General features: G+C 37.1%; 19 protein-coding genes. 12 read left to right on the top strand and 7 right to left on the bottom strand.

Translation table 11 applies throughout. The annotated features are described in order from the left end of the window. Nucleotides 1-10: 10 nt before the first annotated feature. Both H4J59_RS03150 and H4J59_RS03145 read left to right on the top strand, forming a co-directional pair. Nucleotides 11-469 (top strand): N-acetyltransferase, encoded by a 459-nt coding sequence (locus tag H4J59_RS03150; protein WP_182236732.1) that lies wholly within the window; start codon nt 11-13, stop codon nt 467-469. 397 nt (nt 470-866) lie between these two features. Continuing rightward, entirely contained in the window at nt 867-1196 is a 330-nt protein-coding gene (locus H4J59_RS03145; protein ID WP_182236730.1) for a hypothetical protein, read from the top strand. Between the two features lie 122 nt (nt 1197-1318). Here the strand turns inward: H4J59_RS03145 and H4J59_RS03140 are convergent, their stop codons facing one another. Both H4J59_RS03140 and msrA read right to left on the bottom strand, forming a co-directional pair. Then, on the bottom strand, nt 1319-3277 hold the full coding sequence (locus H4J59_RS03140) for a methyl-accepting chemotaxis protein (RefSeq protein WP_182236728.1): 1959 nt from the start codon (nt 3275-3277) through the stop codon (nt 1319-1321). Between the two features lie 1136 nt (nt 3278-4413). After that, a complete protein-coding gene (msrA, locus tag H4J59_RS03135) occupies nt 4414-5007 on the bottom strand; it encodes a peptide-methionine (S)-S-oxide reductase MsrA (RefSeq protein ID WP_182236726.1) in 594 nt (197 codons plus the stop codon). A 479-nt stretch (nt 5008-5486) separates the two neighbouring features. Here msrA and H4J59_RS03130 point away from each other — a divergent pair, with 479 nt between their 5' ends. From H4J59_RS03130 to H4J59_RS03105, 6 genes are all read left to right on the top strand, one after another. After that, nucleotides 5487-5777 carry a YkgJ family cysteine cluster protein gene (locus H4J59_RS03130; protein WP_182192545.1) on the top strand — a complete coding sequence of 97 codons (291 nt, stop codon included), beginning with the start codon at nt 5487-5489 and terminating at the stop codon, nt 5775-5777. A gap of 368 nt (nt 5778-6145) precedes the next feature. Then, a complete protein-coding gene (locus H4J59_RS03125; RefSeq protein WP_182236724.1) occupies nt 6146-6685 on the top strand; it encodes an isochorismatase family protein in 540 nt (179 codons plus the stop codon). A gap of 432 nt (nt 6686-7117) precedes the next feature. Continuing rightward, nucleotides 7118-8389: an O-acetylhomoserine aminocarboxypropyltransferase/cysteine synthase family protein gene (locus tag H4J59_RS03120; protein WP_182192543.1), complete on the top strand. Its 1272-nt coding sequence runs from the start codon at nt 7118-7120 to the stop codon at nt 8387-8389. Between the two features lie 873 nt (nt 8390-9262). Further along, nucleotides 9263-9637: a hypothetical protein gene (locus tag H4J59_RS03115; RefSeq protein WP_182236722.1), complete on the top strand. Its 375-nt coding sequence runs from the start codon at nt 9263-9265 to the stop codon at nt 9635-9637. 584 nt (nt 9638-10221) lie between these two features. Beyond that, entirely contained in the window at nt 10222-10749 is a 528-nt protein-coding gene (locus tag H4J59_RS03110) for a hypothetical protein (protein ID WP_182236720.1), read from the top strand. A gap of 261 nt (nt 10750-11010) precedes the next feature. After that, nucleotides 11011-12831 (top strand): acyl-CoA dehydrogenase C-terminal domain-containing protein, encoded by a 1821-nt coding sequence (locus tag H4J59_RS03105; protein ID WP_182236718.1) that lies wholly within the window; start codon nt 11011-11013, stop codon nt 12829-12831. A gap of 195 nt (nt 12832-13026) precedes the next feature. Here H4J59_RS03105 and H4J59_RS03100 read toward each other — a convergent pair whose 3' ends face one another. Both H4J59_RS03100 and fadE read right to left on the bottom strand, forming a co-directional pair. After that, the gene (locus H4J59_RS03100) at nt 13027-14079 is read right to left on the bottom strand and encodes an aldo/keto reductase (RefSeq protein WP_182236716.1); all 1053 of its coding nucleotides are present in this window, start codon (nt 14077-14079) and stop codon (nt 13027-13029) included. A 493-nt stretch (nt 14080-14572) separates the two neighbouring features. Then, nucleotides 14573-16990 (bottom strand): acyl-CoA dehydrogenase FadE, encoded by a 2418-nt coding sequence (fadE, locus tag H4J59_RS03095; protein ID WP_182236715.1) that lies wholly within the window; start codon nt 16988-16990, stop codon nt 14573-14575. A gap of 347 nt (nt 16991-17337) precedes the next feature. Here fadE and H4J59_RS03090 point away from each other — a divergent pair, with 347 nt between their 5' ends. Next, nucleotides 17338-18123: a class II glutamine amidotransferase gene (locus tag H4J59_RS03090; RefSeq protein WP_182236713.1), complete on the top strand. Its 786-nt coding sequence runs from the start codon at nt 17338-17340 to the stop codon at nt 18121-18123. A gap of 160 nt (nt 18124-18283) precedes the next feature. Here H4J59_RS03090 and H4J59_RS03085 read toward each other — a convergent pair whose 3' ends face one another. From H4J59_RS03085 to purM, 3 genes are read right to left on the bottom strand one after another with little or no spacing between them, the layout of a single operon-like run. Next, the gene (locus H4J59_RS03085; RefSeq protein ID WP_182236711.1) at nt 18284-19036 is read right to left on the bottom strand and encodes a DUF3108 domain-containing protein; all 753 of its coding nucleotides are present in this window, start codon (nt 19034-19036) and stop codon (nt 18284-18286) included. Between the two features lie 22 nt (nt 19037-19058). After that, nucleotides 19059-19706, bottom strand: coding sequence for a phosphoribosylglycinamide formyltransferase (gene purN, locus H4J59_RS03080; protein ID WP_220469705.1), 648 nt, complete (start codon nt 19704-19706; stop codon nt 19059-19061). A gap of 3 nt (nt 19707-19709) precedes the next feature. Next, the gene (gene purM / locus H4J59_RS03075) at nt 19710-20756 is read right to left on the bottom strand and encodes a phosphoribosylformylglycinamidine cyclo-ligase (RefSeq protein ID WP_182236707.1); all 1047 of its coding nucleotides are present in this window, start codon (nt 20754-20756) and stop codon (nt 19710-19712) included. Nucleotides 20757-20907: 151 nt separating this feature from the next. On the opposite strand from purM, the gene H4J59_RS03070 reads away from it, so the two are divergent. The 3 genes from H4J59_RS03070 to H4J59_RS03060 all read left to right on the top strand — a co-directional run bounded on the left by H4J59_RS03070 (nt 20908) and on the right by H4J59_RS03060 (nt 24277). Then, nucleotides 20908-22029 (top strand): DUF2066 domain-containing protein, encoded by a 1122-nt coding sequence (locus H4J59_RS03070; protein ID WP_182236705.1) that lies wholly within the window; start codon nt 20908-20910, stop codon nt 22027-22029. Continuing rightward, entirely contained in the window at nt 22026-22736 is a 711-nt protein-coding gene (gene hda, locus H4J59_RS03065; protein WP_182234718.1) for a DnaA regulatory inactivator Hda, read from the top strand. Before H4J59_RS03070 ends, hda begins: the two co-directional genes overlap by 4 nt. 638 nt (nt 22737-23374) lie before the next feature. Further along, a complete protein-coding gene (locus tag H4J59_RS03060; RefSeq protein ID WP_182236703.1) occupies nt 23375-24277 on the top strand; it encodes a hypothetical protein in 903 nt (300 codons plus the stop codon). Nucleotides 24278-24628 lie beyond the last annotated feature (351 nt).

Raw genomic sequence — 24628 nt, 5'->3', positions numbered from 1 at the left:
AGGAGTAAAAATGAACATTGTTGTAAATCGAGCGAAATTTGAAAATGTAAATGAAGTTAGTGCATTGTTTAATTCATATCGTGTTTTTTATAGTCAAAAGAGTAATTTAGATTTAGCAAAAGAGTTTATATCTGAAAGAATCAATAATAGTGAATCTGTTATATTTTATGCAATAGATAACACAGGCACTTATTTAGGTTTTACACAGCTTTATCCAAATTTTTCTTCTGTTTCAGCGAAGCGCAGTTGGGTTTTAAATGATCTTTATGTTTCTGAGTCGGCAAGACGGTTAGGCGTAGGAAAAAAATTAATGGAAGCCGCCAAATTTTTTGCAGAAAGCACGAATGCTAAGGGGATCGCTCTTCAAACAGCAGAAGACAATGTAAATGCTCAAACTTTGTATGAATCTTTGGGTTATAAAAAAGGTAGCGGCTTTTTTAGTTATTTTTTAAGTCTGCAACAGGCCTAACAATAAATTAAACAAGGACACAAAACAGTTGGCTTTTGCTCTTTCGTCGCTAGTTCTAGTCAACTATTTTATTGCCTCTTAACGAGGGGGTAGTCATTATTAAGGATATCTCAAATTATGGAAACTATTTCAAACTCGGGTTCGTATTTCGTTGGCTGGGGAACTTTGGCATTAATAAACGCTGGCTTAGCTCAAGGAAAAGGTCGTAAAGGGTTAAATTGGTTCCTTATATCGTTATTACTTGGACCTATTGCCACACTACTTCTAGTTGTAATGGAAGACTTACGTAGGTCTCAAAACTACTAATAAGAACATCAAATGTAAAATACAGTTGGCTGTTTTCACTTATGTAAGTGTTAGTTTTTTCAAAGTGTCTGGGTGCTTAAAAGGATTTTAGATGATGCATAAAATAGTAATTTTACTTTTAATATTAAGCTGTACTAGTTGTGTGGTATTACCTGAAAAGGATTACACACAAAAATACCAATGCGCACTATCAACAGAGATGAAAGTTTTAAAACTAGTAAATCTAACTGATGGAGATACTAGTTTTTACGAGTGGAATGATGAGATGTTGGCAATTATCAGTATACCCACATCGGCTATAATTTCAGCCAGCTATGTCTTGGTTAATAATATCTACCATATAGGTGAAAAACAGATAAAGTGTCACAAACCAAAAACTAGTAAGGCAATCAAGCAGGACAATGATCTCCCCCCGCTATAACGGACACCAAAATCTAACTAAAGATGAGATGTTCTATGCCCAAGTTGAACAATCCAAGACGAACTTGGCAGTATTCAAATGAAAAAATATACGGGTTCGTTATTTAATACTAATACTAGATATTAATTATTGACTTTAAAGCGGCCGACTAAATTTGTTAAATCTTTGGATAAAACAAGTAAGTCATTCGATCCATCGGCCAATGTATCAGCTGTATTAACAATACCTTTTGCCGATTGATTAATGCCACTAATATCGTCATTGATCAAGTCCGTTGAACTGCACTGTTGATCTGCGGCTTGAGTAATACGTGAGATATTTTCCTTCATTTGTCCAACTAAAGAACTGATTTCGTTAAATGATTGATTCGCTTGTTCAATTTTTTCGATAGTCTGTTTCGATTGTCCGACATTCACGGCCATTTGTTGAGAAACAACACGTGTTTTATCCAGCAAGTTCATCAATACAGCATCAATTTCTTCGGTAGCGCCTCGCGAGCGTTGCGCTAATGTTCTCACTTCATCTGCGACCACAGCAAAGCCTCGCCCTTGCTCACCAGCTCTCGCCGCTTCAATGGCCGCATTAAGTGCTAACAGATTAGTTTGTTCAGCAATGCTTCTGATAACATCTAATATTTTAGTAATATTCTCACTTTCCAGTTCAAGTGACTTCATCGATTGAGATGATTCACTTAACGATTTATTTAATGAACTCACTTCACTTACTGTGACAGAAATTAACGAAATTCCTTTTTTTGAGTACTCTTCAGTTTTCATAATAGTCGTTGAACTTTCTTGGCAGTCGTTTGATGTTTGATGTGCGATATCTGTCATTGTTGCGATAAGGTTATTGACATTATCTATTGATTGTTCTTGTTTATGGCTGACTGCTTTTACATCAGCGATTTGTATACCCGATTCATTAGCCGCCACATTTAATGTTGATGCACAGGTTTTAATATCAACAACAAGCTGATGAATCGAGTCTAAGAATTGATTAAACCATTGAGCTAATTCACTGACTTCATCTTGACCAATAATCTCTAGTCGCTTAGTTAAGTTTCCATCACCTTGTGCGATATCACGCAAACCTTCAGCCACACGGTTAATGGGTTGAACAATACGATTGGCTAACCAAAATCCCATGGCAATAAATAATGTCACCATGATTAAGGCAATCAGGGTAATGGTCTGACTCATACTATATGCAGGCGCTAAAATTTCATCGCTATGGATGACGCCAACAAAACGCCACTTTAGTTCTTTTGAATAATAACTGGCAACATCAACATCTTCACCTAAATGCTCGGTAGAAAAATGATCTTGATCTGGATTTTTTTGTAATATGGAAAATAATGATGATGAAAGATCTTTAATATTTTTGAAGTTATTCTCTGGTGTTTTGGCATCAGCTAATACGGTTCCTGATTCATCAATAAGAATGAGATAGCCGCTTTCACCTAGTTTTGTATTACTCAATATATCTGTTAATGTTGAAAGGGTAACATCTAGACCTTGTACGCCTATGATGTCGCCTTGCTTATTTTTGACCACTAACGCAGACGTTACTACAGGTTTCCCTATAACATCTTGATATGCTTCAGTAATAATTGGAACGTTGGGAGAGGCTAGTGCCTGTTTATACCAAGGACGTTGTCTTGGATCATAACCTCCAAGCACTTCTAATGGATACTGAACAAAGCCACCTTCTTTGGTGCCTGTGTATACGTAAAGTAAATCAGGGTGTGATGAACCAAAATCTTCATACAGCTTATATAAATTTAATTCTTCGACAGAATCATTTTTTGGCTCCATCATATGATCAGAGTCAATATAAGTATGCGTATTATCAGGAAGTTGGGCTGTCAATTTATTTTGAGCTAAAAATTTTACGTTAGCTTTGATTTGTTGAAAGAAGAGTTGAAAGCCGTTGTCTACTTGTCTTAACTCATCCTGAGTGCGTTCTACAAAGCTAGTTGAAGACTTAGAGATCGTCATTGATATGCTGACAATCGCAATAGCAATAATAGGCAAAATAACCGTAGCGGCAAAACTCAACGTTAGTTTAGAGCGAATATTCATAAAAAGTCGTTAAATAATCGTAAATGTAGCCATAATATAACTGAGAGTGGCGCTAAGGCCAAGACCCTTTTTACAGGCGTTTTTTATATCGATTCAACAGGATAAAATCATGGTGAGTAATTAAGTGGCGCTCGATTTTTTAAATTCACTCATTCCAGCTCAGAACCTTTAACAACTTTGGCGACCCAAGTGTTTGTCATGCAAGCTACTCAAGAAGGACAAATAACAGTTTGGGGTTTTCGTGCTTCACATATTAGCAAGAAATTTTTAGCTCCTTTTTTTAGCTCCTTTTTTTAGCTCCTTAGCGGGGCAACAGGAAAATGTCTATATTAAACAGAGGATGATATGAAAATAATAAACACTTGGCTGTTTGTATTGCATTCAACATTTTAGCCAAGCATTTTATTGTTGTTTAGTAAGGTATTGTGCATTCAGGGTGACTGGGGAATAGGAAGTGGCTATGAAAGAATCAGATTGGAAAGTGTTCACTAAGCTCAAGGATAAGGCAATTGAAAAATACTGCACTTTAGTTATATATAGTACTGGGAGAATCACAAGAAGTCATTTTAGATCAAAAAAATAATGTACATAACCGGTACTTTTTATTATATAAATCACTTCAAAATAGAGATAAGCAGATGGCGATACTTTTTGATGGGCATAGTAGGTCAAAAGCATGAATACAACTTATGTTAATTCGTAGGGAAGGGCTTGTTGATGAAGTTTTACTTGCTAAATTATCAGATAAACTTCGTAACGAAACAGATCCTGAAAAGCATGATTGGTAAAATTATTAACGAGAAAATATACAAGAATAGGTAACAGTTAACGAGGTTTCGCTAGACAATTTTAACCAAGCATTATTTAGACTATTATCTGATGGTTGTTAATTACCTGTTTATTTTCAATGGTTAAAGTAGAAAAGCCACGGCGTTATTAAATTTTAAAAGACGATTTTTTTAAAAACTGATCTATAATTTTTTAAACGGATATTGTGTAGCTTGTGCCGTTAAACATGACTAATATTAACGTGTAAATGTTAGTCATGTCTGTTGAGGCTAATCCTAGCCTTCGCCGTGCTTTAGGTAATACTTTTGCTAGTATGTATTACTTTAAAATCAGCAAGTTCATCTTTATTAACCATGAGTCGCTCTATCACCCCAAATCTCTTTTAAACGTTGATCTCGACCACAGCGCCAACGATAAGCGTTATATCGTATAGGGCTATTTTTATAAAAATCTTGATGGTAGCTTTCATTACCTTTAATAGGATAAAAAGTACTAGTGGTTAATATAGGTGTAACAACGGTTTGATTAGGAAACTCTGCTATCACTGCTTTTTTTGATTGTTCAGCTAATGTTCGTTCTTGCTCGTTAGCAACAAAGATGGCACTTAGGTAGCTTGGCCCTTTATCACAAAATTGACCTCTTGCATCAAAAGGATCAATATTTACCCAATAATGATCTAATATATCTTGGTAGCTCACTTTTTCTGGGTCGTAGGTTATTTCTACTGCTTCATAATGGCCTCGATGATCACCTTGATAAGTTGGATTTTTTATCTTACCGCCAGTAAAGCCTGAGACAACATCTGTAACGCCAGGTAATTTTTCAAAATCTGATTCCATACACCAGAAACAACCACCCGCTAAAATTGCTTTATCTGCGTTGGCTAATGATGCATAAAAAAGCACCGAAATTGATAAAACTAATCCTAATATTTTTGTCATAAAAATCTCGCATTGATGTGGTGAATGAATAAATAGTTATGCAGATATAATTAAAGACCTACTATTAATAAAAATTATTTCACTTATGAATAAACTCAACAGGCGCAATAGCGATGAGCTTTGAAGTAAAGGTTGCCAACACGTTAAATACTTTTTGTATTTATCTCCCCTAGTGCTTCATCGCTATCAAGAGATTTTTTCAATAGAGCAGTAGGTAAATTAGCCAGTAAACACCGACAAGCCGGTATGCAATTTTTGGCGTATGTTGTACTGGTTTTAGTAGTGAGTATTGTGTATTTTAAAGTAGCTTAACCACTAAAACATAAAAATATAATGTGCTGTTCTTACTCAAGGCGACACTTTAGCTAGCTATTGTATTACTTATTTTATTCGCTATTATTTGAGCCTTGGTATTATTAGCTCGAGAACCCTATCACTATAGCGTATCCTGTTGGCTGTTGAGCTTATTATTGTTGTTTATGAATATTAAAGTAAAGAATTTGCCGGTATCTGAAATCTTATGTTCAAACTGTCAGGCATGTTGTTGTAGTTTAGAAGTTAGAATTATTTCAGATACTGGTGTGCCACATCACCATATATATGTTGATGCGTATGGGCATGAATCAATGCGGCGCTTAGATGATGGTAAATGTTCAGCCCTTAATCGAGATACATTAATGTGTTCAATCTATGAAAACAGACCATGGGTTTGTCGTGAATTTGAGATGGGCTCAGATGAATGTATAGATGAAAGAAATGAGAAGCTGTAGTATTTATTAATATCAGAACAGTTAACCTTTCACGCCAAATAGACTTTTTTAAAAGGACAAAACATCGCTTTTGGCCTTTCTTCCTTATTACCCCAGTGAGCTGAAAACAGTAGCATTAATCTTAATAAGGCCTTGCGTTGGATATTTTATCTAAAAAGGTGGATTTTCAGGCTCCTTTTGTTACTTTTAAATGCTGTTATTTATAATTATATGAATGGGTTAGCGGTTAGCTCTACGCCTATTTTATCTTGGAAAATGTTGCTTTTAATTCGATATTACTAACACGAGTATTATGGTGAATAGTTGTTAATCATTTTATTTGTTTCAAATCCTTAGTGCGATAAGGTTTCAGTTTAAGGTGGAGTTGTATGTTAAAAAAAGAGAGTACAGGACTTATTGTTATTGATGTTCAGGGTAAACTTGCCCGCATGGTTTATGATAGTGAGGAGCTAGTTGCTAATTGTGGCAAGCTGATTAAAGGTGCACAGGCACTTGGTTTACCCATTATTTGGCTTGAACAAAATCCGGCAAAACTTGGTGCTACAGTTGCTGAACTTAGCGCTTTATTAGCCGAGCAAACGCCAACGCTTAAGTTTACTTTTGATGCCTGTGAAACGCCTTTGTTTATCGAGCAAGTTAAAGCAGCTAATATTGATAACTGGCTTGTTTGTGGTATTGAAGCCCATATTTGTGTTTATCAAACAGCGCTACACTTACAACAGTTGGGCTACAAGGTGCAACTCGTTAGTGATTGTGTGTCTTCACGTACACTAGCCAATAAACACTTAGCAATAAATAAACTCGATAATCGAGGTATAGCTATTTCAGGCTTAGAAATGTGCTTATATGAACTTGTTAAAGATTGTCGTGCTGATGAGTTTAAAGAAATTTTAGCTTTAATTAGATGAGTAAATTTCAAGCAGTAACAACTTGTTGTTGCTATTAAACTCCTTAAAAAATAAAAAATAAAAAATCAAGATGAAAAGTAATGACCAGTGCTAACGAATTACTTTTCATTATTACAGCCAGTTAATCCTGAGTATTAGCGCAAAATAATAGCATTTATAACTGGCCTATAGCTTTCTGCTTTTAAGTACACACAGTCACAAGAAACTTTACTGTGTTACTCCTGCTAGTCTGCGTCAGTAGATAACTTCATAAGATAAAAAAATTACAATATTGTTAACTTATTTTGTAGCTATACAGCAAGGATTACTTTAAATTATTTAAGGTCATCAATATAAAGATACTGTTAAATAGTTATTGTCCAACTTGATTCAGGCCATACCAAGTCGTTAATTTAATTAGCATAAAATATTATTTCATAGGAAAGAATTAGCATGAAACTAGAATCTATTGCCTTACATGAAGGCTATAAATCAGAAGCAACAACCAAGTCTGCCGCCGTGCCTATTTACCAAACAACTTCTTATACTTTTGATAATACGCAGCATGGGGCCGATCTATTTGACTTAAAAGTTCCTGGCAATATTTACACCCGCATTATGAATCCAACCACAGATGTGCTGGAAAAACGTATTGCTGCAATGGAAGGAGGCATTGGCGCTTTATGTGTTGCTTCTGGTATGGCGGCTATTACTTACGCGGTTCAATGCCTTTGTGAAGTGGGCGATAATATCGTTAGCACAAGTGAATTGTATGGCGGTACGTACAACTTTTTTGCTCATTCTTTGCCCAGACAAGGTGTTGAGGCTAGGATGATTTCACATGACGATTTTGCAGCCTTTGACAAAGCTATCGACGAAAAAACTAAAGCAGTATTTTGTGAATCTATTGGTAATCCGGCAGGCAATATAGTTGATATTACTCGTTTGGCAGAAATAGCACACAAACACGGTGTGCCATTGATTGTTGATAACACGGTTGCTACGCCCTATTTATGCCGACCTTTTGAGTTAGGTGCTGATATTGTTGTACATTCGCTGACTAAATATATTGCCGGTCATGGTACTTCGATTGGTGGTGTGATTGTCGATTCAGGAAAATTTGATTGGGTGGCAAACAAAGCGCGTTTCCCGGTCATGAATGAACCTGATCCTTCGTATCATAACGTTGTTTACACTGAAGCTATGGGTGCTGCTGCTTATATTGGCCGTTGTCGCGTAGTGCCGTTAAGAAATACTGGCGCGGCGTTATCACCAATGAATGCTTTTCAAATTTTACAAGGGCTTGAAACTCTTGGTTTGCGTATGGACCGTCATTGCGAAAATGCGGAAAAACTTGCCACCTACCTTCAACAACATAAAAAAGTTAAATGGGTCAACTATGCGGCATTGCCTGATAGTCCTTATTTTAATAGCTGTAAAAAAATTACCAATGGTAAAGCCTCAGGTATTTTGAGTTTTGGGGTTGAAGGGGGAATTGAAGCCTGTGCACGTTTTATTGACGCACTTGAAATGATTTTACGACTAGTCAATATTGGTGATGCAAAATCATTGGCCTGTCATCCAGCGTCAACCACGCACCGACAGTTGAATGAGCAAGAATTAGCCTCAGCGGGTGTTAGTGCTGATTTGATCCGAATTTCTGTTGGTATTGAACACATCGACGATATTATTGCTGATGTTAGTCAAGCGTTAGAAAAGGCATAAACAAAGCTTACTTGCCCTTGAAAGAGGGCATTGTTGTGTGTTTTGATGCACGTTTTTAACATATGGTGGCCTTCAAAGTGCAGGACGTTGCTTAACAAACGCTGTGATAAAAATCAAAATAAAAATTAACAAGTAATTTAGCTTATGAAAATACAAAATCAGCTTTCTTACTTTAATACCTTACTGTAAAGGGCGTTTATAACTAGTACCTTATCGATTTTTTGTACCTATACTTTAGCTAATGTTTTGAATTATTGTGCTTTTATAATAAGCTCAAACCTACATTTTGAAAGCGAATGAGTTAAAACTATGCTCTACTTTGACAATATGCTGTGAGTTATTTTTACTCATCTACGCCTTACTCAGTTATAAAGCCTCTTGAATAGGCCTTAGTAAAAGGAGAATTGTTTTGAATATCAATATAACATTTGTGGGTGAATTAATATTTTACTCAATGTTTATCGTAGGTGGTTTAAGTTATTATTTAGGTAAACGTAAAACGTCGAACCCTAAGATAGCGACACTAATAGGTGTAGTTTTGTGTATTACTCCGCCTCTGAACTTAGTGTACTTAATTGTTTTAATGCTAAAAAACAACATAGTCGTCAATAAAAATCTTAAAACTACTATATAACGCCAAAACTTCAGAGCAGGCTACTAATAACGGCTAGTTAACTTTTTAGCTCTTTAACGGGTAAGTTCAACGCACGTTATATTGTGTTTCTGCTGCTTTTATTTTGATGGCATTTAGGTTTTTTTATCAATTAGGCGCTCAATTAGGCGAACAATTAGGTAATCAATTTTAGTTATTAATAGCACCATTAATAAGGTTATTAAGTTTAATAGGGAAATGACATGAAACAGGGAAGTAACATGAAACTGACTTTTATTATTATTGTTTTAGCGATTGCGGGTTGCTCTTCAGTGCGACTAAATTCTAATGCTGATACTTACCTGGTCAATCAAATAGAAAATCATATGCGTAAAAATGCGGTTAAAAGATATACCTACAATGAAGTATGGAAACTAGGCGCAGCGCAGGTCGGCTACGTTGAGTCTGACTATTGCCAACTAGACTTTAGGGATCATAAGATTGACCAAAATACATTGATTTCATCGTTAGAGATTAAAACGCAAAAATTGGGTGGTAATGCTTTAGTGTTTGATTCGTGCTTAGTCAATAGCAATATGGCTAGCTGCCATATTTATACAAAATGTAAGGGGATGGCGTACAATATTTCTTATTAATTCAACATCTTATTAATCTAACACCATAAAAATCTCTGGTAATAAAAGTTACCATGTTTATTGTTATAGCTTTCATTATACCGGTGCAGTTCGCACCTCCTAGCAGGTAAGTTTAGCTTTAGCCCGTCAAGTTGGCGGTATAAGTTCTACTTTTTAGTTAAGCTTATAGCTTGAAATTTTTTTACTGACTCAATTTTCTTGAGGCTTACGGTTAGTCGTATCCTATATTAGATGACTTATTGTCGACAGTAACGCCAAAACCAAAACCAAAAGATATACTGCAAACAGCGTTAATTACAATATTTGAGTAATACATCTTTGGTATTTAATAGCTTAAGGATTAATTAATTTGACATACGCTGGCTTTGAGTAGCGTATAATACCAACCTCATTAATTATCTGATCATTTTTACTGGTTAAAATAACCCACTACTGCGTTATTTATTTAATAATTAGCACAACTCGTTATTAAAATAAATGTCTTATATTTGGCCATTTTTCCTGCGTATAAAGTAGACCACCTAATTAATGAAATTGGTATGATTTTTCACGTTCTCAAAATTTTATAAATGTATTAGGTAAATATGACAGATAAAAAACTGATAAGTATTTTAAATACCTCAGCTAATCAAGAAGTTTTTTTTGGCCCACAAGGCTTTAAGCAGGTAGCAACTCAAAACGAATTAAATGAGGCACAGCTTGGTTTTGGCATGAGTGAATTAGGTCAAGCAGCCAACAGTGATGAGGTATCCAGCGAAGAAAAAGGCTGTTGGCAAACCTCATGGCAGGTCTTTGCCCGAGATACCGAACTAGGTGATCCGTATTTTGTTGACACCAATCAAGCCAAATTACCCGTTTATACTGGATTTTTAGCTGAAGCAGGTTGGGAAGTAGAGCTAGTAGCAACGAGTTTAGTGAGTTATATCGCTTGTATGCAGTTGCTGTTTGATCATGGTCAACAAACCCAAGCACAATTTTTCCCAGACCCCAGTAGTGTGATTGATGAAGCCATATTGCAGCAGTTACAGCAACAATTGATTGAAATTTCGGGTGGTCAGAAATTCTGGCAACTATTTATGCAATGTTACCTTGATTGGCTTATTGAAGATTAGAAAATTCATTTGATTTTTGTTCGTAATAAGGTTTTTACTCACTATAATTTTAATTATTACTTATTTATTGTCTGAAATCATATGTTATATAATGTGATTTATATCTGTAACCATTTGTTTTAAAAGATTTATGTTGTTATTTCGCTGTTTATCCTAGTAAAAGATAAAATAGTGGTATGACCAGTGCTCGGATCTGTGTATACTCAATATCACTTGTGCAGTAATGCAAAAAATTATTATTAAAAGTGGTAGGAGTTAAGCATGCTAAGTTATAAAGCACCGATAGCAGACATCAAATTTTTGTTTGAAGATGTATTCAAGTATTACGATCATTACAAAAAGTATCCTGAATTTGAAGAAGCAACGCCTGATTTGGTCGATGCTATCTTAGAAGAGTGTGCAAAATTTAGTGAAAATGAACTGCTACCTATTAACCAAAGCGGTGATGAAGAAGGTTGTACCTTTGATAATGGTGTTGTAACAACGCCTAAAGGCTTTAAAGAAGCTTATCAAAAATTTGTTGAAGGTGGTTGGCCTAGTTTGTCACATGCTGTTGAGCACGGTGGCCAGGGCTTACCGTCATCATTAGGCATGGTAATGTCTGAATTGATGGGCACAGCTAACTGGTCTTGGGCCATGTATCCGGGCTTGAGTCATGGTGCGATGAATACTATTGATACTCATGGTACTGATGAGCAAAAAACACTTTACCTTACACGCCTTATTGAAGGGTCGTGGACCGGCACTATGTGTTTAACTGAACCGCAATGTGGTACAGATTTAGGACAAGTTAAAACCAAAGCTGAGCCAAATGGTGATGGTACCTATAACCTTACCGGCACTAAGATTTTTATCTCAGCCGGCGAACATGACTTAACCGATAATATTATTCATATTGTATTAGCCAGAGTGCCGGGTGCACCTGCAGGTACTAAGGGTATTTCACTCTTTATTGTGCCTAAAATGCAAACGGATGAGCAAGGCGTTATGGGTGAGTTCAATAATGTTTCTTGTGGCTCTATAGAACATAAAATGGGTATTAAAGGCTCATCAACAGCAGTACTTAATTTTGATAATGCCAAAGGGGTGTTAATTGGCCCTGAAAATAAAGGCTTAGAATGTATGTTCACCTTTATGAATACCGCACGTGTCGGCACGGCATTACAAGGTGTTTGTGCCGCTGAATTGGCTTACCAGAACTCATTGATTTACGCGAAAGAGCGTTTGTCTATGCGTTCATTAACTGGTACAAAACATGCCGATAAAGTCGCTGATCCTATTATTTGTCATCCTGACGTACGCAAAATGCTAATGACCCAAAAAGCGATTAGTGAAGGCGGCCGTGCGATGATCTATTACACCGCAAAAATTGTTGATGATATAGATAATGCTAAAACTGAAGAAGATCGTAAAAAAGCCGATAATCGTTTAGGTTTTATCACACCCATTTTAAAAGCTTTTTTAACTGAATTAGGTTCAGAAAGTGCCAATCATGGTCTGCAAATCTTTGGTGGTCATGGTTTCATTAAAGAATGGGGCATGGAACAAATTGTGCGTGACACACGTATTGCAACACTTTATGAAGGCACAACTGGTATTCAAGCGCTAGATTTATTAGGCCGTAAAGTACTGATGACACGTGGAAAATCGTTAAATGCCTTTGCTAAAGAAATACTGACCTTCTGTAAAGATCACAGCATGATATCGAGCAATCCACATAAACGTCAAATGAACAAGTTTATCTGGCCGTTAAGTACATCGGTAGCAAAATGGCAACAATATACTATTCGCTTAGGCCTTAAAGCTAAAAAAGATCGTGACGTTATTGGTTCTGCTTCAGTAGACTTTTTAATGTACTCAGGTTACATCGTTATGGCTTATTTTTGGGCGCAAATGGCGCAAGCTGCGTATGAAAAATTAGCGACTGATGTTGAAAACAGAGATTTTTATCGTGCAAAAATTAAAACTGCTGAATTTTACTTTGAACGCTTATTACCACGTACTAAGTCATTAGCGGTCACTATGATGGCTGATCCTAAAACCTTAATGCAGTTAGATGAAGAGTTATTATCTTTCTTGTAAGCAATAAGTTTTAGCTATATTTTTGCTGAGATTTTTGTCTAGGTTTTTATGTAAAATTTAACCTAGATAATAAAATACAAAGGCCATATTTCATGAGGAATATGGCCTTTTTTGATTCTGTCAGCAAACGTCAGTTTTGTTGTGAATTTTTTATTTTTTAGTGTATCTGCCTATGGACTTTAAATATATGTTTGGCTAAAACGGTGATGGAAACCGTTGCAATACCTGCTTAATATCTTCCAGTACATCAGGGGTCAGTGGTTGCTTAAAAGCCGCAATATTTTCTGTCAATTGTGGCATATTGGTTGCGCCAATAATGGTTGAAGTTACCCCATGTACTTGCTTACACCAAGCTAAAGCCAAGTGAGCTGGCGAAATATTATGCTTTTTGGCAATGTCGACGTAGGCCTGCACCGCAGCAGCAGTATTTGCTGTATCTCTAAAAAGACCATTGCGTTGCATAAAGGTAAAGCGACTACCTGCTGGGCGTTGGCCATTGAGATATTTACCGGTCAGTAACCCTGTTGCCAGTGGCGACCAAGGTAAATAGGCGATATCTTCATTGACACAATTTTCAATTAAATACGGCCAATCTTTTGTATGTAACAAACTAAATTCATTTTGTATTGATACCATACGCGGCAAGTTATGTTCAGCACTTAAACGTAAGTACTGGTTAATGCCCCAAGGTGTATCATCGGATAGTCCGCAATAACGAATTTTACCCGCTTTAACGCAACTATCTAAGCCTTGTAATATGTCTAACATTTCTTCATTTTGTTGTTCAACATTAACCTGTGGATAGTTAATGTCATTTGGCCAGTGCCGACCAAAGTGTGGAGACTGACGATTAGGCCAGTGTAACTGGTAAAGATCGATATAATCGGTTTGTAAGCGTTTTAATGATGCTTCAACGGCGGCAATAACACTGGCACCTGATATATTACTGCCATCACGAATGTAGGAGAATCCGGGACCCGCAATTTTTGATGCTAACACAATGTTTTTACGACGTGATGGATTAGCACCAAGCCAATGGCCAATTATTTCCTCAGTTTTGCCATAAGTTTCTGCACTAGGTGGTACGGCGTACATTTCAGCCGTATCAACAAAGTTGATACCTTGTGATTGAGCATAATCGAGTTGGGCATTAGCATCGTTTTGATTATTTTGTAATCCCCAGGTCATACTGCCTAAACAAATAGGTGAAATCTCTAATGAGCTACTGCCTAATCGAACATATTTCATTTTATTAACCTTTTATGCTTTGTGTAAATATCGAATGCTAAATGCAAAATTTATAGTGCTGTGTCACGGTTAAAATTAAAAATAATTTTATGGCACAAACTCAAGGCGGCAATTGATAATAATAGCTTGTGCCCGTATGGGTATTTTCAGTGGCTAATATTACCAATACTAGATTATCAATACTAGATTAAATCATAGGCATGAGGCTAATATAAATAGTAGAAAAATACCTGGCAGACTCTTGCTGGGCACTTAATGTGTAGATGTTTTTTTACCTAGCTAATTCAGAAAAGCTTGGCTATTTAGGGTTAGTTGCATTGTTATTAGTGCTTTATGGCAATAATAATAGCCAATATTTGTCTTGTCACTATTGGTTGAAATTGCAATTTAATACTGATGTAGGCTGACATCAACCTAATCAATTGTTGAACAAAAAAAGCCCCTTATTGCTGTTGGCAGTAAGGGGCTTTAGAACTATATTTTGACTTAAAAACTAACCCGCTTTTAAGTCATCAGAGTCAAAGTCATCGACATCAATAGTCGCTTTACGCGAAATTTCTGTCGCGGTGAGTAATGCGGCTTCTTTTTCAGTGATAATATTCGCCGCTAAGCCTTTTGCAGCAACAAGATCAAGTTGATAAAATGGCAGGCGCTGACCAAGTTCACGACAAATTTTCTCAAAAATAGGTTCACAAGCAATGATATCTTCAAGCGTTTGTTCTAATTGCCCTAAAATATTGCCTGGTTCACGTGTAAGGTATTGACCTTTTCCTAAGCGTGTACGCGTTTCATTAGGGTACTGTAGTAAGGCCGCCACTTTATGATCGGTTATATCTGACGGTTTTTTCAACCAACAGCCGAGCGGTAAAATGATCAGTCGCAATACTTTCGCCACTATCCGATTGGGGAAGTTATTAATGAGTGCGTCAATCGCTTGTTGAATATTGTATAGACTGTCTTCTAAGGCCCATTGTACTAGGGGTAAGTCAGCGCTTTGGCGACCTTCATCGTTGTAACGTTTAAGGGTGGCAGACGCTAAGTATAAATAGCTTAAAATATCACCCAGTCGTGCTGAAATACGCTCTTTACGTTTTAAATCTCCGCCTAACGTTAACATAGCAATGTCAGATAGCATGGCTAAGTTTGAGCTAAAACGGGTCATTAGTTGGTAATAACGTCTAGTTTCATCGTTAAAAGGTGCGCTAAGGGCATAACTGCCGGTAAAAGAAAACCAAACACTACGGCAAATATTACTAATCGCAAAGCCAATATGACCAAATAAGGCATGATCAAAATCATTCAGTGCTTGTGTTTTATCTTCATTATTTGCCGCCGATAATTCAGCCAATACATAAGGGTGGCAGCGAATAGCACCTTGACCATAAATAATCATACTGCGAGTCAGTATATTTGCACCCTCAACAGTAATAGCAACAGGGGCACCCTGGTAGGCACGGGCAAGATAATTACTAGGGCCCATACAAATACCTTTGCCACCATGAATATCCATAGCATCAGCGACACATGTGCGCATTTTTTCGGTCAGGTGATATTTAACAATCGCAGACACCACACTGGGTTTTTCGCCCATATCAATTGCGCCTGTCGACATAGTCGTTACTGCATCCATTAAGTAGGCATTACCCCCTATGCGTGCTAAGGGTTCTTCGACACCTTCCATTTTACCGATAGCTATTTTAAATTGGCGACGAATACGACTGTAAGCGCCCGTTGCTAATGCTAGCGACTTGATACCGCCGGTACTATTTGAAGGTAAGGTAATGGCGCGACCCACAGATAAACATTCAACCAGCATACGCCAGCCTTGTCCTGCCATTTCAGGACCACCTATGATGAAACTTAATGGTACGAAAACGTCATTACCCTGGGTTGGACCATTTTGAAACGGCACGTTGAGTGGAAAATGACGACGACCGGTAATAACACCTTCGATATCTGTAGGTATTAATGCACAGGTAATGCCTAAGTCTTCTTCTTCACCTAACAGGTGGTCAGGGTCTTGTAATTTAAATGCTAAACCTAATACTGTTGCAACAGGGGCTAAGGTGATGTAACGCTTATCCCATGTTAAACGCATGCCAAGCACTTCTTCACCCTCGAACTTACCACGACAAACAATGCCGAAGTCAGGAATCGCACCTGCATCAGAACCCGCTTCTGGGCTCGTTAGTGCAAAACAAGGAATTTCATCGCCTTTAACTAGTCGCGGTAAATAATAATCTTGTTGCTCTTGGGTGCCATAATGTTGCAATAATTCACCCGGACCGAGTGAATTAGGTACGCCAACGGTAGACGATAAAACGGTACTGACACTGGAAAGCTTTTGTAAGACACAAGATTGAGCATAGGCGCAAAATTCTAGACCACCGTATTGCTTTTTAATGATCATCGCAAAAAATTTATTATCTTTAAGGTATTGCCATACTTCGGGTGTTAAATCGGCAAGTTCATGGGTTGTTTGCCAATCATCAGTCATACGACAAACTTCTTCTACTGGACCATCTAAAAACGCTTGTTCTTCTGCGCTTAATCTTGGTTTAGGGTAGTTATGAAGTTTTTTCCAGTCGGGTGTGCCGCGAAATAGTTCCGCTTCAAACCAGGTAGTACCGGCGTCAATAGCTTCTTGCTCAGTTTTTGACATTTCGGGCATAATGCCCCGAAAAATAGCCAGTAAAGGACTAGAAATATACTGTTTTCGCACATCAGCAATATTTAATGGCAAGGCAATAATGACAAAAATTAGCCAACCGAAGAAAGCGATCACATCGAAAAAAGTTCCGACGATCATCAGTAAGGTAAATGCTATGGTAAATGTTGAGAGTGAGGCGCGTGAATAAGCCATAAACCCGCATAATGCTATAGCAATGAGTATCCAAGTTAAGTAGTCCACATATTTCCCTTAATGTTGATATTTTGGCCAACGTTGGTAAAGTCAAACCAGAGTTTATAGTCAGACCAGAACTTAAGGTCAGACCAGCGTAATAGTTTAAGCTTAATTCGTCTGCTAGATAATTTCAAATTATTTTCGTTACTTACGGCCTTTACTAGGATTATTTGCCGTAAAGAATTAAAATGGTATTACTTACTGACTATAACAAAGTAAAATGGTCAAGTAAGCTTGATTAATTTGAGTTTACATAATAGATTATTTTTATTTTTTTACTGATACCTCAACGGCTAACACGGTAATTTTCTGGTGTTAGTTTCATCAATTTTTGTTTTTATTGGTTTTATTTTATGTGTGAATTAATGGCCATGAGTGCCAATGTACCTACGGATATTTGTTTTAGCTTTAGTGGTTTAATGCAGCGGGGCGGTAATACTGGGCCCCATAAAGATGGCTGGGGTATTACTTTTTATGAAGGTAAGGGTTGTCGCAGTTTTAAAGACCCGCTACCGAGTGCACATTCACCTATTGCTCAGTTGGTGACTGATTACCCGATCAAAAGTGAAACAGTGATCTGTCATATACGACAGGCAAATTCTGGCAATGTATCTTTGGTTAATACCCACCCATTTGTTCGCCCTATGTGGGGTAAAAATTGGACTTACGCGCACAATGGTCAATTAGCTGATTTTAAATCTACGTTAGCGACAAAGTATCATTTACCTATTGGAGAAACCGATAGTGAACAGGCTTTTTGTTGGATATTAGATCAACTGTTACAAGAGTTTGACGGTGATCAGCCTAATGCTGAAGTATTATTTCATTATATTATTGGGCTATGTAAGCAAATCAATGAGTTAGGTGTATTCAATTTATTGTTAACCGATGGTGATTTTTTATTGGTGTATTGTACCAATAATTTACATTGGCTAACCCGACGTGCGCCGTTTGGTAAAGCAAGTTTGATTGATGCAGAAATGGTGGTGAATTTTGATCAAGAAACCACCGAAAATGACATTGTTACTCTTATCGCGACTCAACCATTAACTGACGATGAAACATGGCAAAAAATGCAAGTAGGCGAAGGTTTATTATTTTGTAAAGGCCAGCTAATTTTTGAAAGTAAACCAGATTAATGAAAGCTTAAAGGTGGTTAAGCAAAGTGACTTTTAACTGAGTCACTTTTAATTTAACCACCTTTAATTTAATCATTTTTAATTCAGTTACTCTTACACTTTTATTTAATCACTTTACGATAACTGATTGAAAAATTATTAGAAGTTTACTGAGGTTTAATTATTTGCTTGAAGCGGTCGCTGCATCGCTGTTGGTCACTGACTTTAATTGTACTTCAAATTGCTCAACATCAGCTTTAATTTGATAAAGTTTGACTAACAGGTAATCTAACTCGGGTGCAAACCAAGCGTAGGTGATACGCTTTTTCTCAACAACTTCACGTTTAAGTCTAATGGTTTTTACCAAGCCATAAGGTAACATTAGCTCTTCTTCACCGTCGTATTGGTAAACGTAATTTTTGATTGAACCTGACGTTTTAATCACAGGGTAAACAAAATGCTCTTGTTCGGGATTAGTGATCATATTGAGACGAAGCTGCAGATGGTAACTAAGCGAGTCTTGAATGTTCTCAGGGAAGTCTATGTTTTTTGTTTGCTGTTTCTTCTCATCAATAGCGCTATTATTTGCTATGTCATAACGCCATTTATAATATTTGTCAGAGCCAGTGCCTTCGCGTTTGTATTCATAACTTGTTGGCGTTACTTTATAGTCTTCAAGCTGAACAATAGAGCTTTCTGCACGACTATCTGAGAAAATTAACCATTCAATTTCTGTCTGATAACTGTATTTCGCTAAGCCATTATTTAAATAGCTTAACTTACGTGTGGCTTCACCAACAGCTTTGTTGCTTCGCAAAATAGTATATTGAGCATTAAATGCAGGGATCACTACACTATTTTCTTTGTCTGCTGCCATGACATTAAAAGTGAGACTAGACAAAAGTAAAGGAATATAAGGTAATGATTTCAACATGGTAAACTCTCTAAATTAAATACTATTCTTCGCTAGCATACCCCGAAATAGGTAAGATTACACCATCAAATAATGCATATTCTTCTGTCATAGTTACGCGCTTAGTACAACACCAATTAACCACCATAGGATAAATACGATGTTCTTGTTGATGTACACGCTGAGCAAGTTCATCGGCGTTGTCTTCTGGAAAAACAGGGACTTTTGCTTGTAAAATTACCGGCCCACCATCAAGTTCTTCAGTAACAAAATGTACACTCACACCGTGTTCAATATCACCGGCGTCAATGGCGCGTTGATGGGTATATAAACCTTGATACTTGGGTAATAGAGAAGGGTGGATATTGATCAAGCGACCTTGAAATTTTTGTACAAATTTAGCGGTTAAAATACGCATAAAACCGGCTAGCACAATCAAATCAGGCTGATAATTGTTAATTTCGGCGACCAAGGCACTATCGTAACTTTCTCGGTTATCAAAGTCTTTGTGTGAAAGCACAGAGGTTGCTATGTTAGCATCTTGTGCTCGCGTTAAACCATATGCGTCAGCTTTGTTAGACACTACAGCGACGATTTCGCCACCATAGTTGTCTTGCTTACAGGCATCAATAATTGCTTGTAAGTTTGTGCCGCCGCCGGAAATAAGTACTACAATTCGGCTTCGCATCAATGATTAACCTTTGTTGATAATAACTTGTTCTTGGCCTGCTTGTAGATCAGCAATTTCACCAATATGCCAAGCGTTTTCACCTTGCGCGTTAAGAATGTCGATGCTTTGTGCTAATTGCTCAGCAGGTACTACGAGGATCATACCAACGCCACAGTTAAATGTGCGATACATTTCATGTTCACTGATATTGCCATTTTCTTGCAACCAATTAAAGATGGCTGGCCATTGCCAGCTATTGCCGTCAACAATGGCTTGAGCGCTCTCTGGTAAAACACGTGGAATGTTCTCCCAAAAGCCGCCACCAGTAATATGTGACAAGGCGTGCACATCAACATGCTTAAGCAGTTCTAAAACTGATTTAACATAAATTTTTGTTGGCGCTAAAAGGTGATCAGCTAATGGTTTTCCATCAAGTAAATCATCGGTGTTGGTGTTATTTACTTCTAATACTTTGCGTACCAAAGAGAAACCATTTGAGTGAGCACCAGAAGAGCCAAGCGCAACAAGTTGATCACCTGCGGCTACTTTAGTGCCATCAATTAAACGTGATTTTTCAGCAACACCAACACAAAAACCAGCGATATCGTAGTCGCCTTTGTGGTACATGCCTGGCATTTCAGCGGTTTCACCACCGACTAATGCACAACCCGCTTGTACACAACCTTCTGCGATACCTTCAACAACAGCTGAAGCAACGGCAACATCAAGTTTTGCTGTAGCATAATAGTCAAGGAAGAATAGTGGCTCAGCACCTTGCACGATTAAATCGTTTACACACATAGCCACTAAGTCGATACCGACAGTGTCATGCTTTTTTAAATCTATTGCTAAACGCAATTTTGTACCAACGCCATCCGTTCCGGCAACAAGTACGGGCTCTTTATAGCCAGTAGGAAGTTGACAGACAGAGCCAAAACCACCTAGACCCCCCATAACTTCTGGACGAGTAGTGCGTTTTACGGCACCTTTAATATTTTCAACTAGGGCATTACCTGCATCTATATCAACGCCAGCATCTTTATAATTTAAAGACTGTTTTTCTTCGCTCACGGGGAAACCTCAATTATGTTGTTAGTTTGCTTGTATGATAAAGGCGCACATTCTATCAGCGCAAAGACGTGCTGAAAATCTTTAAAATAATTTATTTTTTATAAGTGATAAAAATCAGCAACATTATGATAAGATCTTCATTATGAAACACATGATGAAACACATGTTAATGCTAAATATGTTCAGAAATTGTCTGATATTCTTATGCCTTGTATTACCGCTTAAAATTAGCGCTATCGAGGTCGAAAACTTGTACAGCGCAAAAGTTGCTGTAGCGTCACAATCAAATGGCGATCGTAATCAAGCACTTAAAAATGCCTTGCGGGCAATTTTAGTCAAGGTGGGCGGTAATGATATTGATCATCCGCTTATTACCCAGGCAATAAATAACTACAGTATGTATGTTACGCAATATCAATATATTCGTACTAATAATGAAGTATTGCTCAATGTTTCCTTTAACGAAGCCAAGATCAATCAATTGTTTAAAGCCAGCGACTTGCCGATCTGGGGACAATTAAGACCACAAGTGATGGTCTGGTTGGTTGAGGAAGATGGCTTTAAACGCAAGATAATTTCTGCAACATCGAATTCGTTGTTACCCCGTGTTATTGATGATTTTTCCCAGTTGCGTGGTTTACCATTAGTCATGCCAATAATGGACTTAACTGACCTTAATGCTTTGACATTAACTGATGTTTGGGGGCGTTTTTCAAAACCAGTAGCACAAGCATCTGCGCGTTATATGGCAGAAGCTGTAGTGGTGATTAGAATCTCAAATTCAAGCTTAGTTGCCACCCACAATGATCTTTTAGACTGTCCTCAGTGCCAAGTTAATAGTTTAGCAGTAGACTGGAGTTTAATGACCGACGCGCAAAATGAGCACGTACAAATGTTTAGCGAACAATACTTAGGTAATAACGTTGATGAGTTATTAACCGCTGCTTTGTCTGATATCACCGATATTATTTATCAGCAATATGCTTTATCAACAACTAACAGTAACGAGTTTGAAATAGATGTTGCCAATATCGCCTCATTAGTAGACTTGATTGCGGTGTCAGATTTTTTTGAAGAATTGTCTGCTGTACAATCAGTACAATTGATCAGTGCGAAAGGTACTAATCGACGCTTTAAATTGTCGTTAATTGGCTCACAACAAGCTTTGCTTGCTTCATTAAAATTGAGTGAACAGCTCAATCGTTATGTTGACCCCCTCGCTGCGCCTGAGGGCATAGAACAAGTGCCGGTATTTTATTGGGGTAAAAAGTGAAGAAAGTTTCGCAACTCACTCTGTCTGTGCAATTACCTGACGATGAAACTTTCGCGAGTTTTAAAAGCGAGAGCAACCAAATGGTTGTGCAGCAGTTAACGCACTTTCTCGACCACATAGGTGATGAAAATAAACAAGTACACAGTTTATTTTTGTTTGGTTTAACCGATGTCGGTAAAAGTCACTTGTTACATGCCAGTTGTGCCTATGCTGACACATTAGGCATAACCTCGTTGTGTTTGTCGTTTTCTGAGCTTACTCAACTTTCGGTTGATGTACTTGACGGTTTAGAAAATATTGATCTAGTCTGTCTAGACGATATTCAATTGATCGCGGGTAATAATATCTGGCAACAAGGCGTGTTTGATTTATATAACCGTATGGTTGAGCAAAACAAATGCTTGATTATTACCGGTGATCAAAGCGCTGCACAGTTAAATATTAGTTTGCCTGATTTGGTGTCTCGGCTAAGCTGGGGCTTAACGGAACAATTAAAACCCTTATCAGATAAAGAGAAGTCATTTGCTTTGCAATACCGTGCACAACAACGGGGTTTAACGATGAATGATGACGTGGCGAGATTTTTAATTAATCGTTTATCCCGCGATATGACCAGCTTAATTGCCGCATTAGAACAGCTTGATCAGGCGTCAATCAGAGAGCAGCGTCGCATTACTATTCCCTTTATTAAAGATGTATTATTTTAGATCACTAATGATTTAAAAATAGTGACTTATAACTAGTCATTTCAATTATCCGTTTAATTTAATCTTTTTAATTCATTTAGTTAAAGCCAAAAAAGCCAAATGACTTATGCTTGAGCTCATGTGGAACTTCAAATAAAGTGAGGATTTAGTTAAATAGTTTCAGGGCTGTAACTAGGTTAGAAAAATTAATCGTATGTTTTGTGTGAAAATTTCTGAGCAATTTTAAAAAACTTCACAAGCGGCTAGAAAATAGAGACAACTTTTTTCACACTCCTGAGATTAGCAGATCGTTATGGCTAACGCCCGCTTCAAGCTTATACCTGCCAGTGGGACTCCATTTCAGGTAGCTAAGTAATGCCACGAAGAGGACACTAAGTAATATAGTAAAAACACTGATTCGGATTATATTTTTTATCGATAACGTCCGCAAAAATAGGCAAGTATAATCAAGCATGACCTAAATAAAAACAGTTGCAGCAAAGCATCCGCCTATGATTTAGACCAAAAGATTAAGGCGAGTTTTGATGAAGAGAATTAACCATCTTAAATATAAGGCAAAGTATACTTTAGATATTAAGGAAAATAACACACATTTTATCTAAGCTCAGAAATGAAGTTTACAAAATTAAGGAATAAATATGGTTAAAAAATTGGGCTTATGGTTGCTTTTATTATCTCTACCAATTCTTACTAATGCCAGTCAAGATGTTATTTTTAACAAGCCTCTTTCACCTTTAGATCCTAGATATAAATATACGTATGAGCTAATGGAGTTAATTTTTAAAGCGACGCCTGAATATACTAGTGCTCAAGTTAAAACAACAGAAATGAATATGACCAGAAGCCGAATATTTCTTGAGTTGAAGAAAGGTAACTTACTTAATGTTGTTGCTGAAGCTCCTCAAAAGGAATGGGATAGTAATTTAATTGCTGTACCTATTCCAATTAGAAAAGGTCTTCAAGGCTTTAGGGTATTTATCATTAAAGATAAAAACCGTGAAAAGCTTGTCCAAGTCGATAGTTTACAGTCTCTAACTGCTTTGTATACAGGTTCTGGAAATGGATGGTCAACCAGACTTGCGATGGAACAGGCTGGTTTTGTTATCGTGACGGCAAGTGGTTATGAGTCGTTATTTGCGATGTTATCAAAGCAGCGTTTTACTACTTTTGGCAGAGGCATCAACGAAGCCTACCAAGAGGTAGAAAGCCATTTAGCTTTATATCCTGATCTTGTAGTTGATAACCGTATTTTATTGGAAATCCCGTTAGCTACTTATTTTTATGTTTCACCATCATTCCCCGAGATAGCAGACCGTATTAGAGTTGGGTTATTACGACTGATAGAAAGTGGTGAGTTTGATCAATTTTTCTTTCAAAAGTATTGTTCAGATATTTTAAAGGCAAATATGCCTGAAAGAATGCGGTTTAAAATTGATAACCCACAAGTATCACAAGAAAGAATGATTTCTTTAGTGGGAGAGGGATTTCTTCTTGATTCTAATAAGTCTTATCAAAAAGTTTGTCTGCCAATGACACAATAAAAATCTATTTTCTCTTTATAGTCGCTTACGCAAATGAAAAAAGCTAAGTTTGCCTGTTACCAATTAAACGAAAGAAATAATGTATTAGAAAATATAGGTTAAATAAGTTAAGGCTAACGTCAGCAATGCGCACAAAGTTCGCATTAGCAGCTTTATGATGAACGATCACTTTTGTGGCAATACGGACTATTTACAGTGATAAATTCACGACTGAAATAGGTCGTTTTTTGGCCGCTACTGTCCTTAGAGTAGTCGGTTGTATTAATTTTTAGTTTTGCTTTAAAAATTCGCTATTTCAAAAGATATCCTAACGACAAGTTGGTGCCATAAAGAAACCCTAGATGTCACAAC

Source organism: Colwellia sp. MB02u-10, assembly GCF_014077185.1.
GTDB lineage: Bacteria > Pseudomonadota > Gammaproteobacteria > Enterobacterales > Alteromonadaceae > Cognaticolwellia.
Note: the sequence above shows the minus strand (reverse complement) of the source record. Positions and strands in the feature narration are given on the sequence as shown.

What these genes read in the sequence shown, in the direction of transcription:
- H4J59_RS03150 (WP_182236732.1), top strand. Translation starts at nt 11, where the DNA reads ATGAACATTGTTGTAAATCGAGCGAAATTTGAAAATGTAAATGAAGTT.
- H4J59_RS03145 (WP_182236730.1), top strand. Translation starts at nt 867, where the DNA reads ATGATGCATAAAATAGTAATTTTACTTTTAATATTAAGCTGTACTAGT.
- H4J59_RS03140 (WP_182236728.1), bottom strand. Translation starts at nt 3,277, where the DNA reads ATGAATATTCGCTCTAAACTAACGTTGAGTTTTGCCGCTACGGTTATT.
- msrA (WP_182236726.1), bottom strand. Translation starts at nt 5,007, where the DNA reads ATGACAAAAATATTAGGATTAGTTTTATCAATTTCGGTGCTTTTTTAT.
- H4J59_RS03130 (WP_182192545.1), top strand. Translation starts at nt 5,487, where the DNA reads ATGAATATTAAAGTAAAGAATTTGCCGGTATCTGAAATCTTATGTTCA.
- H4J59_RS03125 (WP_182236724.1), top strand. Translation starts at nt 6,146, where the DNA reads ATGTTAAAAAAAGAGAGTACAGGACTTATTGTTATTGATGTTCAGGGT.
- H4J59_RS03120 (WP_182192543.1), top strand. Translation starts at nt 7,118, where the DNA reads ATGAAACTAGAATCTATTGCCTTACATGAAGGCTATAAATCAGAAGCA.
- H4J59_RS03115 (WP_182236722.1), top strand. Translation starts at nt 9,263, where the DNA reads ATGAAACTGACTTTTATTATTATTGTTTTAGCGATTGCGGGTTGCTCT.
- H4J59_RS03110 (WP_182236720.1), top strand. Translation starts at nt 10,222, where the DNA reads ATGACAGATAAAAAACTGATAAGTATTTTAAATACCTCAGCTAATCAA.
- H4J59_RS03105 (WP_182236718.1), top strand. Translation starts at nt 11,011, where the DNA reads ATGCTAAGTTATAAAGCACCGATAGCAGACATCAAATTTTTGTTTGAA.
- H4J59_RS03100 (WP_182236716.1), bottom strand. Translation starts at nt 14,079, where the DNA reads ATGAAATATGTTCGATTAGGCAGTAGCTCATTAGAGATTTCACCTATT.
- H4J59_RS03090 (WP_182236713.1), top strand. Translation starts at nt 17,338, where the DNA reads ATGTGTGAATTAATGGCCATGAGTGCCAATGTACCTACGGATATTTGT.
- H4J59_RS03085 (WP_182236711.1), bottom strand. Translation starts at nt 19,036, where the DNA reads ATGTTGAAATCATTACCTTATATTCCTTTACTTTTGTCTAGTCTCACT.
- H4J59_RS03070 (WP_182236705.1), top strand. Translation starts at nt 20,908, where the DNA reads ATGATGAAACACATGTTAATGCTAAATATGTTCAGAAATTGTCTGATA.
- H4J59_RS03060 (WP_182236703.1), top strand. Translation starts at nt 23,375, where the DNA reads ATGGTTAAAAAATTGGGCTTATGGTTGCTTTTATTATCTCTACCAATT.